The 13145-nt window shown below is 68.1% G+C and carries 12 protein-coding genes; 7 read left to right on the top strand and 5 right to left on the bottom strand.

Annotation, left to right across the window (positions count from 1 at the left end):
• Positions 1-9: 9 nt before the first annotated feature.
• From gltX to clpS, 3 genes are read right to left on the bottom strand one after another with little or no spacing between them, the layout of a single operon-like run.
• Positions 10-1536 carry a glutamate--tRNA ligase gene (gltX, locus tag VG502_RS13060; protein WP_325550499.1) on the bottom strand — a complete coding sequence of 509 codons (1527 nt, stop codon included), beginning with the start codon at positions 1534-1536 and terminating at the stop codon, positions 10-12.
• A gap of 27 nt (positions 1537-1563) precedes the next feature.
• Positions 1564-2145, bottom strand: a complete 582-nt coding sequence (locus VG502_RS13065) for a DUF2017 domain-containing protein (RefSeq protein ID WP_325550500.1) — start codon at positions 2143-2145, stop codon at positions 1564-1566.
• Positions 2146-2147: 2 nt separating this feature from the next.
• On the bottom strand, positions 2148-2450 hold the full coding sequence (clpS, locus tag VG502_RS13070) for an ATP-dependent Clp protease adapter ClpS (protein ID WP_325550501.1): 303 nt from the start codon (positions 2448-2450) through the stop codon (positions 2148-2150).
• 71 nt (positions 2451-2521) lie between these two features.
• On the opposite strand from clpS, the gene VG502_RS13075 reads away from it, so the two are divergent.
• From VG502_RS13075 to VG502_RS13095, 5 genes are all read left to right on the top strand, one after another.
• Complete coding sequence (locus VG502_RS13075) at positions 2522-3847, top strand: nicotinate phosphoribosyltransferase (RefSeq protein WP_325550502.1); 1326 nt, start codon at positions 2522-2524, stop codon at positions 3845-3847.
• Positions 3844-4371: a GNAT family N-acetyltransferase gene (locus VG502_RS13080; RefSeq protein ID WP_325550503.1), complete on the top strand. Its 528-nt coding sequence runs from the start codon at positions 3844-3846 to the stop codon at positions 4369-4371. Before VG502_RS13075 ends, VG502_RS13080 begins: the two co-directional genes overlap by 4 nt.
• A gap of 23 nt (positions 4372-4394) precedes the next feature.
• On the top strand, positions 4395-4913 hold the full coding sequence (locus VG502_RS13085) for a GNAT family N-acetyltransferase (RefSeq protein WP_325550504.1): 519 nt from the start codon (positions 4395-4397) through the stop codon (positions 4911-4913).
• A 9-nt stretch (positions 4914-4922) separates the two neighbouring features.
• Positions 4923-5489, top strand: coding sequence for an isochorismatase family protein (locus VG502_RS13090; protein WP_325550505.1), 567 nt, complete (start codon positions 4923-4925; stop codon positions 5487-5489).
• A 227-nt stretch (positions 5490-5716) separates the two neighbouring features.
• Entirely contained in the window at positions 5717-7837 is a 2121-nt protein-coding gene (locus VG502_RS13095; protein WP_325550506.1) for a HelD family protein, read from the top strand.
• A 4-nt stretch (positions 7838-7841) separates the two neighbouring features.
• Here the strand turns inward: VG502_RS13095 and VG502_RS13100 are convergent, their stop codons facing one another.
• Entirely contained in the window at positions 7842-9674 is a 1833-nt protein-coding gene (locus VG502_RS13100; RefSeq protein WP_325550507.1) for a bifunctional metallophosphatase/5'-nucleotidase, read from the bottom strand.
• Between the two features lie 133 nt (positions 9675-9807).
• A complete protein-coding gene (locus VG502_RS13105; RefSeq protein ID WP_325550508.1) occupies positions 9808-11037 on the bottom strand; it encodes a homogentisate 1,2-dioxygenase in 1230 nt (409 codons plus the stop codon).
• An 87-nt stretch (positions 11038-11124) separates the two neighbouring features.
• Here VG502_RS13105 and VG502_RS13110 point away from each other — a divergent pair, with 87 nt between their 5' ends.
• Both VG502_RS13110 and fahA read left to right on the top strand, forming a co-directional pair.
• On the top strand, positions 11125-11952 hold the full coding sequence (locus tag VG502_RS13110; RefSeq protein WP_325550509.1) for a hypothetical protein: 828 nt from the start codon (positions 11125-11127) through the stop codon (positions 11950-11952).
• Positions 11949-13145 carry a fumarylacetoacetase gene (gene fahA, locus VG502_RS13115; RefSeq protein WP_325550510.1) on the top strand — a complete coding sequence of 399 codons (1197 nt, stop codon included), beginning with the start codon at positions 11949-11951 and terminating at the stop codon, positions 13143-13145. The genes VG502_RS13110 and fahA overlap by 4 nt, the downstream gene beginning before the upstream one ends.

The raw sequence follows: 13145 nt of genomic DNA on the forward strand, positions 1-13145 counted from the left end.
CGCTCGGGTTCAGACGGTCGCGCGCAGTGCCCTCAGCCGGCGCAGCGTCGAGTCCTTGCCGAGGATCTCCATCGACTCGAACAACGGCGGCGAGATGCGCTGCCCGGACACCGCGGTCCGGAGCGGTCCGAACGCGAGCCGTGGCTTGATGCCGAGCCCGTCGACGATGGCACCGCGCAGCGCCTCCTCGAGGCGCGCGGCGGTCCACTGGAGCCCACTGCCATCGGGGTTGCCGATCGCGCCGCTGATCGGCTCCAGGGCGGCGATGGCCGCATCCAGAACCTCCGGCGCGCTCTCCTTGAGCTGCTTGCGGGCGTCCTCGGCGATCTCCAGCTCGTCGTCCTCGACGTAGAAGGGCGCGACGAGCGGGGCCGCCTCCGAGAGCAGGTTGATGCGCGTCTGGATGAGCGGCACCAGCGCGTTCAACCGGCCCAGCTGCGGGAGCGACGCCGGCTGCGGCAGGGCTCCGTCGCGCTGCAGGAACGGCAGCAACCGCTGCGCAAGGTCCTGCTCGGACAGCTCGCGCAGGTAGTGACCGTTGAGCCAGTTCAGCTTGTCGAGGTTGAAGACCGCACCGGCGGGGTTGATCTTGTGCCAGTCGAAGTGCTTGCTGAACTCCTCGAAGGTGAACGTCTCCCGCTCGGTGCCGTCGTCCTCGATGATCGGCGGATGGCCTTGCAGCGCAAGGAAATTGACCAGCGCCTCGGGCAGGTAACCCTGCTTCTGGAACCACGTGAGCTTGGCCCACGGGCTCTTGCGCTTGGAGATCTTGGCCCGCTTCTCGTCGCGCAGCAGCGGGATGTGCGCGAACTGCGGAGCCTGCCAGCCGAGCCACTGGTAGAGCAGGATGTGCTTGGGCGTCGAGGAGATCCACTCCTGGCCGCGGACCACGTGCGTGATCTCCATCAGGTGGTCGTCGACGACGACCGCCAAGTGGTATGTCGGGAACCCGTCGGCCTTGAGGATGACCTGGTCGTCCGGTTTCGGCGCCTTCGTCGGGCCCATGATGAGGTCCTCGAACTGCAGCGGCGCATCGTCCGGGATCAGCATCCGCACGACCGGGGTCTCGTTGAACCCTGGCAGCTTGGCGCGCTCCTCCTTGGTCTTGCCGAGGCAGGTGCGGTCGTAGCCGGTCGGCTGCTTGGTCTTCTGCTGGACCTCGCGCATCTGCGTCAGCCGCTCACCGGAGCACCAGCAGTAGTAGGCGTGCCCGTCGGCGATCAGCTGCTCGACATACGGCTGATAGGTGTCCAGCCGCTCGGACTGCTTGTACGGCGCGAACGGGCCGCCCTTGTCCGGGCCCTCGTCCCAGCCGAGCCCGAGCCAGTGCAGCGTGTCGTAGAGCTGCTGCTCGCTGTCCTCCTGGAACCGCGCGCGGTCGGTGTCCTCGATGCGCAGGATGAAGCTGCCACCCTGCTGGCGCGCGAACGCGAGATCGAAGATCGAGACGTATGCCGTGCCGACGTGCGGGTCACCGGTGGGTGACGGTGCGACGCGCAGGCGGGGCTTCTGGGCGGATTCGGAGGTTTCGCTCATGATGCCCGGATTCTATTGCCAAGCCCGCTAGAGCAAGGCTCCGGCCAAGGACTCCTGCATCCAGGTGAGGAAGTCGTAATAGAGGCCGATGATCAGTCGCGGGTCGTCCGACGCGTCCTCCCCCGCGACCGCGAGGTCGTGCTGCAGTTGCTCACTGTCCTCGTCGGTCCGCAGCCGCAGGCGTTCGCCCAGCGCCAGCCGTACGTCGGCGAGACCGACCAGCAGCGCCTGCGCCTGGCCCAGGTCGAGATCGAGCTTGTCCCGCGTCGTCGGCTGATCCAGTGCCTCGATCGCCGTCGACAGGTTGGCGACCTTGCGTTGCCGCAGGCTGTGCTCAGTGAGTGACCGGAACTCGGCGGCGACCTCCTTGTCACCGCGGTGGCCGTCCGGCAGCAGCCGGGCCAGCGCGGGATCGCGGTGCGCGACCTCCTCGGGGTCCGGTGCGTTGCCGAGCCCGGCCAGCAGGTCCTCGACCGGGTCGCCGGACAAACCGCCCTCCGGCGTCAGCAACTCGCGTGTCTGGTCCAGCAGTTCGCGGACGATGGCGCGCTCGTTGGCATCCAATCGCGCAACGACACGAGAACCCTTGCGCTTGAACGCAGTTGCCATCGTCAGGCGTCCCTCTCGAAGGTCGCCCACAAGCCGTAGCCCTGCATCGCCTCCGTGTCGGTCTCCATCCGCTCCCGCGGCCCACTGGAGACAACGGCCTTGCCGTCCCGGTGCACGGTCATCATCAGCTTCTCGGCCTTGGCCGCGGAGTAGCCGAAGTAGGTCTGGAAGACCCAGGAGACGTACGACATCAGGTTGACCGGGTCGTTCCAGACCAGCGTCACCCACGGCCGGTCGGTCTGCTCGGTCGCCTCGGCGTCGAGGTCGACGTCGGGTGAGGCATGCTCCGGGGGCGCTACTGACACGCCACCCACGATAGGCAAGACACACCACCGGAAGCGAGGCTGCCTCGATCAACGACGTTAGAGTGACGCGCGTGACCACACGCGTGGGCGCGTCCACCGCGCTGCTTACCGACCACTACGAGCTGACGATGCTGAGTGCGGCGCTGCGAGACGGCACCGCTCATCGCCGCAGTGTCTTCGAGGCATTCGGGCGACGCCTGCCCGACGGTCGGCGGTATGGCGTGGTCGCCGGCACCGGCCGGCTGCTCGATGCCCTGGACAACTTCCGGTTCGGCGACGCGGAGCTGGAGTCGCTGCGCGAGCACCACGTGGTCGACGCGCCAACCCTGGACTGGCTGGCGTCATACCGCTTCACCGGCGACGTATGGGGCTACGCCGAGGGCGAGATCTACTTCCCCGGCTCGCCGATGCTGGTCGTCGAGGCGAGTTTCGCCGAGGCGGTCGTCCTGGAGACGCTCGTGCTGTCAATCCTCAACCACGACACCGCGATTGCGTCGGCTGCCAGTCGTATGACGGCCGCAGCCGAGGACCGGCCGTGCATCGAGATGGGCTCGCGACGCACCCATGAGGAGTCTGCAGTGGCGGCCGCCCGTGCGGCATACATCGCGGGTTTCACCACCACGTCCAACCTCGAGGCGGGCCGACGCCACGGCGTGCCGACCACCGGCACCGCAGCCCACGCCTTCACCCTGCTGCACGACGACGAGCGGGCCGCGTTCCAGTCCCAGGTCGACACGTTCGGCCCGGGAACGACACTGCTGGTCGACACCTACGACGTCCCGAACGCCGTCAAGCTGGCCGTTGAGATCGCCGGCACGGAGCTCGGCGGCGTCCGCCTGGACTCCGGGGACCTGTTGCAGCAGGCACGGGAGGTTCGCGAGCAGCTCGACTCGCTCGGAGCGACCAGGACCAAGATCGTCGTCACCTCCGACCTCGACGAGTTCGCCATCGCCGCACTGCAGGCCGGACCGGTCGACGGCTACGGCGTCGGCACCCAGCTGGTCACCGGATCCGGTGCTCCCACAGCGGGATTGGTCTACAAGCTGGTCGCCCGCGAGAACTCCGCCGGCGAGCTGCAGGGCGTGGCCAAGAAGAGCAAGGACAAGACGTCCATCGGCGGGCGCAAGTTCGCGCTGCGCCGTCGCAACCCTCAAGGCATCGCCGAGGCGGAGGTGATCGGGATCGGGACTCCGCCCGTCGACGATGGCGACGACCGGTCACTCCTGGTGCCGCTCGTCGAGGGCGGTGAGCGCGTCTTCCATGGCACGCTGAACGACGCCCGCGAGCACCACCGCGCTTCTCGGGGAGAGCTACCGCCGACCGCCCGGCAGATGTCCCGGGGCGAGCCGGTCATTCCGACGCTGTACCAGTGCGATGAGAAGGAGAAGACGCGATGACCCGCATCGAGCTACTGGACGGCGACGCCGCTGCCCCTTACGCCGACCGCATATTTGCTTTGTATGACGCAGTGTTCGGCAGGTTCCCGGAGAAGGCGGACTGGCTCGAGCAGCTCTTCGACCGGGACCGCAAACGCGACGGATACCGACTGGTGCTGGCACTCGACGGGGAAAACGTCCTCGGCTTCGCCTGGGGCTACCACGGCGAGCGTGGCCAGCACTGGCCCGACCTGGTGGCCCGGACCCTGCCCGAGCTTCCCGCCGAGTGGGTCCGCGATCACTTCGAACTCGTAGAGCTGGCAGTCGATCCCGACGCTCGCCGGCAGGGCATCGGCGTCGGCCTGCACGACGCCCTGCTCGACGGGCTGACCGGGCGTGCGCTGCTCGGCACCACCCTGGCGCCCGACGACCCGGCGCTGCGCCTCTACAAGTCACGCGGCTGGAGCACCCTGGGGCACCTGGCCGACAACCGCCAGGTCATGGGCGCCTACCTCCCGCTGCCGTACACCAAGCGGGCTGAGTAGCGCAGGAGCGCTATCGAAACCACATGACGCACGTCGACGTCCTCGACAGCGAGCGTTCGGCCGCGTACGCCTCGCGCGTATTCGCCTTGTACGACACGGTTTTCGCCGACTTCGCGGACGAGGATGCTTGGCGGGAGCAGATGTTCGACCGGCACCGTGCACGGGACGGCTACCGGCTCGTCGTCGCGCTCGACGATGAGCGCCTCCTCGGTTTCGCCTGGGGCTTCCGCGGCGAACGCGGCCAGTACTGGCCGGATCTGGTCGCCCGAACGCTTCCCGACGTCGGCGCGGAGTGGGTCGGCGGTCATTTCGAGTTCGTCGAGCTTGCCGTCGACCCGGCTGCGCGGCGACAGGGCATCGGTCGCCGCCTGCACGACGCCCTGCTGGACGGCCTGACCGGCCGCGCTCTGCTCGGCACGAGCGCGGACGAGACAGACCCGGCGGTGCGCCTCTATCGATCATGCGGCTGGCGAACCCTCGGTCTGCTGGACGATCAGCGACAGGTGATGGGACGAGATCTGCGGAGTGCCGGCAGGTCGTAGGCTGAAGCCATGGGTCGCGCACTGGTGCTGGTCGATGTCCAGAACGATTTCTGCGAGGGCGGCTCGCTCGCCGTCGCCGGCGGCATCGCTGTCGCCGAACGCATCGCGGCATACGTCGAGGACCACGGCGGGGAATACGCGCAGATCGTGGCGACCGCCGACTGGCACATCGACCCCGGCAGCCATTGGTCGAAAACGCCTGACTTCGTGGACAGTTGGCCGGTTCACTGCAAAGTGGGAACACCCGGCGCGGACTTCCGGTCCGAGGTGCATCCGGTGATCGCGCAGGCGGCGGCGATCTTCCGCAAGGGCCAATACGCAGCGGCATACAGCGGTTTCGAAGGTGCCACCGAAGACGGCGTCGGTATGACCGAGTGGCTGCGCGACCACGAGATCGACGAACTCGACGTGGCCGGCATCGCGACCGACTACTGCGTTCGTGCGACCGCGCTGGACGCGGCGAGTGCGGGGCTCACGACTCGGGTCCTGCGCCACCTCGTTGCCGGCGTCGCACCGGGATCGACCACGCACGCGCTCAACGACTTCCGCGCTGCCGGCATCGACGTCGTCGACTGACGCCTCGACACCTCCATCACCCCTCACACCGAGAGGACACCCGTTTGCCGGCAGGACACCCAATTACGGGCAAAATCGGCCCCAACGGGTGTCCTGTCAGTACAACGGGTGTCCTCTCGGCGAATCCGAGGCCACGGTTCGCGGCAGTCGTCAAAGGTGCGAACGCGGGAACATCCACTGATCATTGGCGGTTGAGACGGTGCAGTCACCGTCCCCGAGAGGATTCCGTGAGCGAAACGCCGACGACCACCCCGCAGACCGACGCACTCACCCAGGAACAGGAGATCGTCGACGAGGCGTACCTCCGCAGGGAGGATCTGCTCGCCGAGGTCGGCCACGACCTAGAGACCGCCCCGCGGGACTCCGTGGAGGCTGCCCGGATCACCTCCCTGCGGCGCCGCCGCACCGACCTGCAGCATGCCGAGAACGGCCTGGTGTTCGGGCGGCTCGACGCGGTCGACGGCTCCGTCCGGCATCTCGGGCGCGTCGGACTCCCCCGCGCCGATGACGACTCGGAACCACTCGTGCTCGACTGGCGGGCACCGGCCGCCCGTGCCTTCTACACCGCGACCCCGCTGGACCCGCAAGGGCAACGACGCAGGCGGCACATCCACATGGACGGACGCCTCGTCGTCGGTGTCGATGACGAACCTCTCGATGGCTCAGTCGATTCCGGCGATCTCGTCGGCGAAGGTGCGCTGCTGTCGGCCCTGTCCGCACGCCGTACCGGTCGGATGGGCACGGCGGTCGCCACCCTGCAGAAGGAGCAGGACGCCATCGTCCGCGCGAGCAGCGACGGCCTGCTCGTCGTGCAGGGCGGCCCGGGCACCGGCAAGACGGTCGTCGCGCTGCACCGGGTGGCGTACCTGCTCTTCAGCCATCCCGAGCTGGCCGACCGGGGTGTGCTGGTCCTCGGTCCGTCCCGCCGTTTCCTGGATTACACCGCCCAGGTGCTGCCCGCGCTCGGCGAGACCGCCGTCGTGCCGGCGACGTGCGAGACGCTCGTGCCCGGCGTCTCCGTCGAGGACGATGAATCGCGCGAACTCGCGGAGCTCAAGGGTCGCGCGCTCTGGATGCCCGCACTCACGGCATACGTTCGCTCTCTCGCACCGGCTCCCGTGGCGCTGAACTTCGTGCTCGACGGTGAGCGTCACACGTTGTCCGCGGCGCGAGTCCGGCGCGCCCTGGAGAGTGCGGTCGCCGGACGCGACCTGCACTCGGCGCGCCAGTGGTTCTTCGAGCAGGTGCACGATCTGCTGACCGATTCCGCCGTCGAACGACACGAGGAACTGCTGGCGGGTGTGGAGGCCGGTTTCGAGGACATCCTCGCGAAGGTCGACGCGAGCCAGGCACGTGCCGATGACCGCGGTGTGCGCCTGGATGTCACCGGCGCAGAGGTCGACGGCACGCTCACCGATGCGGATGTCGATCGGCTCCGTGATCGAATCGCCAAGGATGCCAATGTCGCTCGCGTGCTCGACGATTACTGGCCGGTGCGGGATGCGCGCCGGACCCTGCGCGCTCTGCTCAGCTCCGACAACCTGTTGCAGCAGTTCGCCGGCACACTGACCGCCGACGAGCGGGCCCTCATCACCAGCGGCGGCCCACTCCTCGCGGCGAGCGACATCGCCCTGCTCGATGCGGTCGCCGAGTTGCTCGGCTCGGTGGAGACGTCACCCGAGCAGGGCGAGTTCCTCGCGGATCGCGCTGCGAACAGGCGTGATTGGGCCTATGGCCATGTGGTCGTCGACGAGGCGCAGGAGCTCTCGGCGATGCAGTGGGAGATGGTGCGCCGCCGGGTGCCGAGCAGGTCGATCACCGCTGTCGGCGACATCGACCAGACCGAGGCACCGCACCGCCATACATCCTGGAGCGCTGCGATCGACCCGGTGTTCGGCGAGCGCTGGCGGCGCAGCGATCTCACGATTTGCTACCGGACACCGAGGGAGGTCATGGCGCTCACCGGTCCGGTGCTGGCACGCGCCGGCAGCCGCAACGATCCGCCGCGCGCTGTCCGCGACTCGGGGATCGAGCCGTGGACGGTCGACGCGGCCGAGGCCGAACTCGTCGCAACGGTGCGGGAATCGGTCGCGGCGATGGCTGCTCGGTGGCCGGGCGGCAGCGTCGGTGTGGTCGCGCCGGCAGCGCGTGTCACACAGCTGCGGGAGCAACTGCCCGACGCCGTCGTCCTGCGGGCCACCGAGGCGAAGGGGCTGGAGTGGGATGCCGCCCTGGTCGTCGACCCGGACGGCATCACCACCGAACCCCGCGGCTGGAACGGCCTGTATGTCGCCCTGACCCGCTGCACGCAGGAGCTGGGGCAGGTGCGGCCGATCAGCGGAACCTGACCGGTCAGTTGACCACGATCGGGGTGCTGCCCGACACCAGCTTCCAGTCGACCTGGTGGAAGGTCGCCGGGTCGATGCTCTTGTTGGCGGTGACCCAGTCGATGATCAACTGCCGAATCTCGTTCTGCCGGTTGTAAACAACGGGGGCCGTGGTCACGCCCGGGAATCCGCCACCACCGGACTGCCGGTAGTTGTTGATCGCGATGACGAAGCTGTCGCCGTCGGCGACGGGCTTGCCGTCATACGCGAGATTCCGGATCCGGCTCCCGGCCTGGACGCTCAGGTCGATGTCGTAGGTGAGCGCGGCGTCGAGCCCGCCCATGACGTCGTAGTTGTAGTCCGGGGTGCCGTTGGGCGCGGTCGGCGTCTTGGCATTCGTGACCTGATCCATGTCGAACGGCCCGGCGCCACTCACCTGCTGGAAGTAGGTGGCGGACGTCTCGAGGTACGCCTTGACCTGCTGACCGGTGAACTTGATGCCCAGCAGAGTGTTGTCGTAGATGTAGAGCCCGGCCACGTCCCGGACGGTCACGTCGCCCTTCGGGATGATGGCGGTCCGGCTGAACGGCGCCGCAATCGACAGCACCGGGGTGGCCTCGTCGGGAGTGCCGGCCAGGCCGGCCTTGACCGCTTGCGCCTGCACCAGATTGATGAAGTCGACGGCAGCCGCGTCCTCGACGCAGGCGCGTGCACCGCTCATCGTCTCGACACACGTGCCGATGACGCCATTGACATAGGTGCGCACCTTCTCGTGCGGGGTACGCAGCAGGTCCGCGATGGTCGGGTCCTCCGGGGCGGTGTTGGAGTTGAGCAGCGTCGAGGCGGCGCTGGCGACCTCCCACTGACCGCGGTTCTTGCGCAGGTTGAGGTCCATCACCGTGACCCGCTCACCGAAGCACAACGGCTCGGACAGCAGGACCTGCTTGCCGATCTGCTCGTTGGTCACGAAGCGTTGCGGGATCTCGACGTGCGCGTGCCCGACGAGGATCGCGTCGATGTCCGGAACCTGTTGTGCCAGGAGGGTGCTCGCGTTCTCGGGGTACGGCAGCGCATCGCCGTATGACGAGGACGTGTCGGCACCGGAGTGGCACGACACGACGATCACATCGGCGCCCTGGGCCTTGACCTCGGGGATGACCAGCTTGGCCTGCTCGACGATCCCGTTGAACTTGACCTTGTCCTGCACGTTGGCCTTGTCCCAGATCGCGACGCCCGGCGTCACCAGGCCGACGATGCCGACCGTCACCGGCTTGTGCCCGGGCACGTACACGCGCTTCAGCGTGTATGCCGGGAAGGCCGACTTGCCGGTGTTCCAGTCGAGGGCGTTCGCGCCGAGCAACGGGTGGTGCAGCTGGCTCTGGAAGGTCCGCAGCAGGTCCATGCCGTAGTTGAACTCGTGGTTGCCGAGCGCGGCTGCGTCATACCCGATCTGGTTCATTGCCAACGCCATCGGGTGGATGACGTCCTTGCCGATCGGCTCGATCTTGGCGTAGTAGTACGCCAGCGGCGTGCCCTGGATCGTGTCGCCCGCGTCGAGCGTGATGCACGTGTCGGCACCGCGCTCCTCGCGCACCGCCTGGATCAGCGTGGCGCACTTGGCGGCACCGACATCGTTGTGCGCCTTGTCGTCATACTCCTTGTCGCTGAAGTAGTCCCAGTTGTAGACGTGCCCGTGCAGGTCGGTCGTGCCCAGAACGGTGAGGCGCAGGTCGTGCGCCGCATCGGGCGCCGCAGCCGCGGACGGCGCCTTGGCCACTCCCACGACTCCGGCACCTCCGATCATCGTCATCGCCAGCAACTGGCGGCGGCTCGTGGCATTACGGACGACGGGGTGCATGGGATCTCCTTCAGGGTCGGACCGCGCGGATCACGCTCGGCAACTGCATCACGCTACCGGCGTTCGAAAGCGAAATGCCGGTAAACGCCGGAAACCCCGCGCCGACTCTTCGGGTATGCCGATCAAGCCGTGATCAGCGGCCGCCGACCCAGCTCCAGGCGTACTTGCCGTCGTCCGTCTCGCGACCGGCCTCACCCAGCTCCATCGGCCGGAAGGTGTCGACCATGACCGCGAGCTCGTCGAACTCGTGCACGCCGATCGACTTCTCGTAGGCACCCGGCTGCGGGCCGTGCGCGTGACCTCCCGGGTGCAGCGAGATCGAGCCCTTGCCGATGCCCGAACCCTTGCGCGCCTCGTAGTCGCCGTCGACGTAGAACATGATCTCGTCGCTGTCGACGTTGGAGTGGTAGTAGGGCACCGGGATCGACGCCTCGTGGTAGTCGACCTTGCGCGGCACGAAGTTGCAGACGACGAAGTTGGTGCCCTCGAAGACCTGGTGCACCGGCGGCGGCTGGTGCACCTTGCCGGTGATCGGCATGAAGTCGGCGACGTTGAACGCGTAGGGGTAGAGGCAGCCGTCCCAGCCGACGACGTCGAGCGGGTGATAGGGGTAGGTGTAGATCGTGCCGACGATCTGCCCACCGGACCCGCGATGCTTCACGTAAACGTCTGTCGGCGTTGACGATTCGGCGCCGATGTCCTCCGCCAGCAAGGGCCCGGCCGGCCCGCGCAGGTCACGCTCGCAGTATGGCGCGTGCTCCAGCAGCTGGCCGAAACGCGACAGGTAGCGCTTCGGTGGTGCGATGTGCGAGTTGCCCTCGATCGCGTAGGCGCGGAACGCTTCGGTGAAGCCCTCGTCGCCGGAGGCAACCGGCAGCCACCGGTGGGTGGTCGCGCGCGGCACGATCAGGTAGTCGCCCTCGGCCACGTCGAACGCGCCGAAGACCGTCTCAACACGGGCGGCACCGCGCTCGACATACACGCACTCGTCGCCGATCCCGTTGCGATACCACGGGCTCGGCGCATCCGCCACGACATACGAGATGCGGACGTCACCGTTGCCGAGCACCAGGCGGCGCCCGGTGACGGCGTCGACACCGGAGCTGCCCTCGGCGAAGAGGTCGTGCAGCTTCAGGTGCCGGGGCAGCAGCGGATGGTTGGGCTCGGTCTGCTGCGACCAGCGGAACTCCCACGGCTTCGCATCCGAGATCGCCGAGGGCAGACCCCGGTGGTAGAGCAACGAGGAGTCGCTGGAGAAGCCCTCCTCCCCCATCAGTTCCTCGAAATAGACGCTGCCGTCCGGCCTCCGCAGTGCGGTGTGCCGCTGTCGTGGCAGCTGTCCCATCGATCGGTAGAACGCCATTGTTCTCCTTCTTCCTCGTCGGCTCCCTGTCGCCGGCGCGCTTGTGGCCCATGCAAGCGCGGACGGGTCACTGGCTACGGTTGCACCATGCCCAGTCTGCCCACCCGAACGCTGTTCACTCAGTTGGTCGACGACGCAGCCGTCTTCCCACCGGGGAACTTCTCGCTCTCCGAGGCTATCGACCGACGCTCCGCACGTCGCGGCACCCCGGCATCCGATTTCGTCGGGCCGCTGCTGCTGCCACCGCGGTTGATCGACGAGGCTCTCGAGGACCACAGCGGACTGGTCATCACCGTCGTCGGCCGGCGCGAGACGCCGCTCGACGAGGTGATCGCCGCGGCCGAGAACGTCGCCGACGCCGCCGGACATGCGCTGTCCGGTCTGGAGGTCGCGGCCGTCGACGGCTGGGAGAAAGCACTCGACCTGTCGGTGCCGGTCGCCGTCGAGGTGCCGGCGGGCGCCGCCGGCCGTGACCTGTTGCCCGGCATCGCCGACCACGAGGGCCAGGTCATCGCGAAGCTGCGCACCGGGTCGACGCCCGCCAACGACGTTCCGTCGGTGCCGGACACCGCTGCGTTCATCACCGAGTGCGTCCAGCTCGGCATCGCGTTCAAGCTGACCGGCGGACTGCACCGCGCGATCGCCCACACCGCCGGTGACCACGCCACCGGCGCAGAGGAGCAGTACGGCTTCCTCGGCATTCTGCTTGCGGTGCAGGCGGCACTGCTCGGCGGCGACGTCAGCGCGGCCCTCACCGACCGTGACGAAACCTCGGTCACCGACGCGATCCGCGCGATGTCCGAGGCCGACGCGATGACCGTCCGCAACGTCTTCACCAGCTTCGGCTGCTGCGACGTATTCGACCCGATCCACGACCTGGCCGCCCTCGGCCTGATTCCCGAAAGGAACGCATGAGCTCCGCCACCGAACTCTGGGGCATCGACAACCTCCCGTATGGCGTGGCCAGCACCACCGATGGCGGCACTCAGGTCGTCACGCGGCTGGGCGACGACGTCATCGAGCTGGCGACCGTGGCCAAGGCGGACAGCGTCCGCAAGTGGGCCCGAACCTTCAACAACAGTTCGCTGAATCCCTTCGTGGCACAAGGTCGCTCGTCCTGGTCCGCGGCGCGCGAGTGGTTGCAGGCAATCCTGCGGGACGACAAGCGCAAGGGACTCGTCGCGGCAGCCACCAAGCCCCTCACCGAAGTGACGCTGCACCTGCCGGTGCAGATCGCGGACTACGTCGACTTCTACGCCAGCGAGCAGCACGCCACCAACGTCGGGTCGATCTTCCGGCCCGACAGCGCCGCGCTGACGCCCAACTGGAAGCACCTCCCGATCGGCTACCACGGCCGGGCCGGGACGGTCGTGGTGTCCGGCACCGACATCGTGCGCCCGGTCGGACAGCGCAAGGGCAAGGACGACCCGGAACCCGTCTTCGGGCCGAGCATCCGTCTGGACATCGAGGCCGAGGTCGGCTTCATCGTCGGCGGCGAGACCGAGGTCGGCACAAGGGTTTCCGTCGACGGAGCCGGCGATCACCTCTTCGGCGTCGCACTCTTCAACGACTGGTCGGCGCGGGACATCCAGGCCTGGGAGTACGTCCCGCTCGGCCCGTTCCTCGGCAAGTCGTTCGCCTCCAGCCTCAGCCCGTGGATCACCCCGATGGAAGCTCTCGCGTCCGCGAAAGTTCCACTCCCGAAACAGGATCCGAAGCCCCTGGACTACCTGCAGGGCGACGACCTCTTCGGCTTGGACCTGCAGCTCGAGGTGCGGCTCAACGACACCGTCGTGTCGACTCCGCCCTACAAGGGGATGTACTGGAGCCCGGCCCAGATGCTCGCGCACCTCACGGTCAACGGCGCGAGCCTGCGCGATGGCGATCTCTTCGCGTCGGGCACGGTGTCCGGCGACTCGCGCGACCAGCGGGGCAGCCTGCTCGAGCTGACCTGGAGCGGCAAGGAGCCGCTGCAGTTGCCGGACGGCACCACGCGCAGCTTCCTGGAGGATGGGGACACGGTGACGATCACCGCCACTGCGCCCGCCACCGGTGGCGGCCGTATGGCGCTCGGCGAGGTCACCGGGACGATTCAGCCCAGCGCCTGA

It is taken from the genome of Flexivirga sp. (assembly GCF_035551235.1).
In the GTDB taxonomy this organism is placed as follows: Bacteria; Actinomycetota; Actinomycetes; order Actinomycetales; family Dermatophilaceae; genus Flexivirga.

Coding starts and splice junctions, on each gene's coding strand:
- VG502_RS13110 (WP_325550509.1), top strand. CDS start 11,125: ATGCCCAGTCTGCCCACCCGAACGCTGTTCACTCAGTTGGTCGACGAC.
- VG502_RS13105 (WP_325550508.1), bottom strand. CDS start 11,037: ATGGCGTTCTACCGATCGATGGGACAGCTGCCACGACAGCGGCACACC.
- gltX (WP_325550499.1), bottom strand. CDS start 1,536: ATGAGCGAAACCTCCGAATCCGCCCAGAAGCCCCGCCTGCGCGTCGCA.
- VG502_RS13100 (WP_325550507.1), bottom strand. CDS start 9,674: ATGCACCCCGTCGTCCGTAATGCCACGAGCCGCCGCCAGTTGCTGGCG.
- VG502_RS13080 (WP_325550503.1), top strand. CDS start 3,844: ATGACCCGCATCGAGCTACTGGACGGCGACGCCGCTGCCCCTTACGCC.
- VG502_RS13085 (WP_325550504.1), top strand. CDS start 4,395: ATGACGCACGTCGACGTCCTCGACAGCGAGCGTTCGGCCGCGTACGCC.
- VG502_RS13065 (WP_325550500.1), bottom strand. CDS start 2,145: ATGGCAACTGCGTTCAAGCGCAAGGGTTCTCGTGTCGTTGCGCGATTG.
- VG502_RS13090 (WP_325550505.1), top strand. CDS start 4,923: ATGGGTCGCGCACTGGTGCTGGTCGATGTCCAGAACGATTTCTGCGAG.
- fahA (WP_325550510.1), top strand. CDS start 11,949: ATGAGCTCCGCCACCGAACTCTGGGGCATCGACAACCTCCCGTATGGC.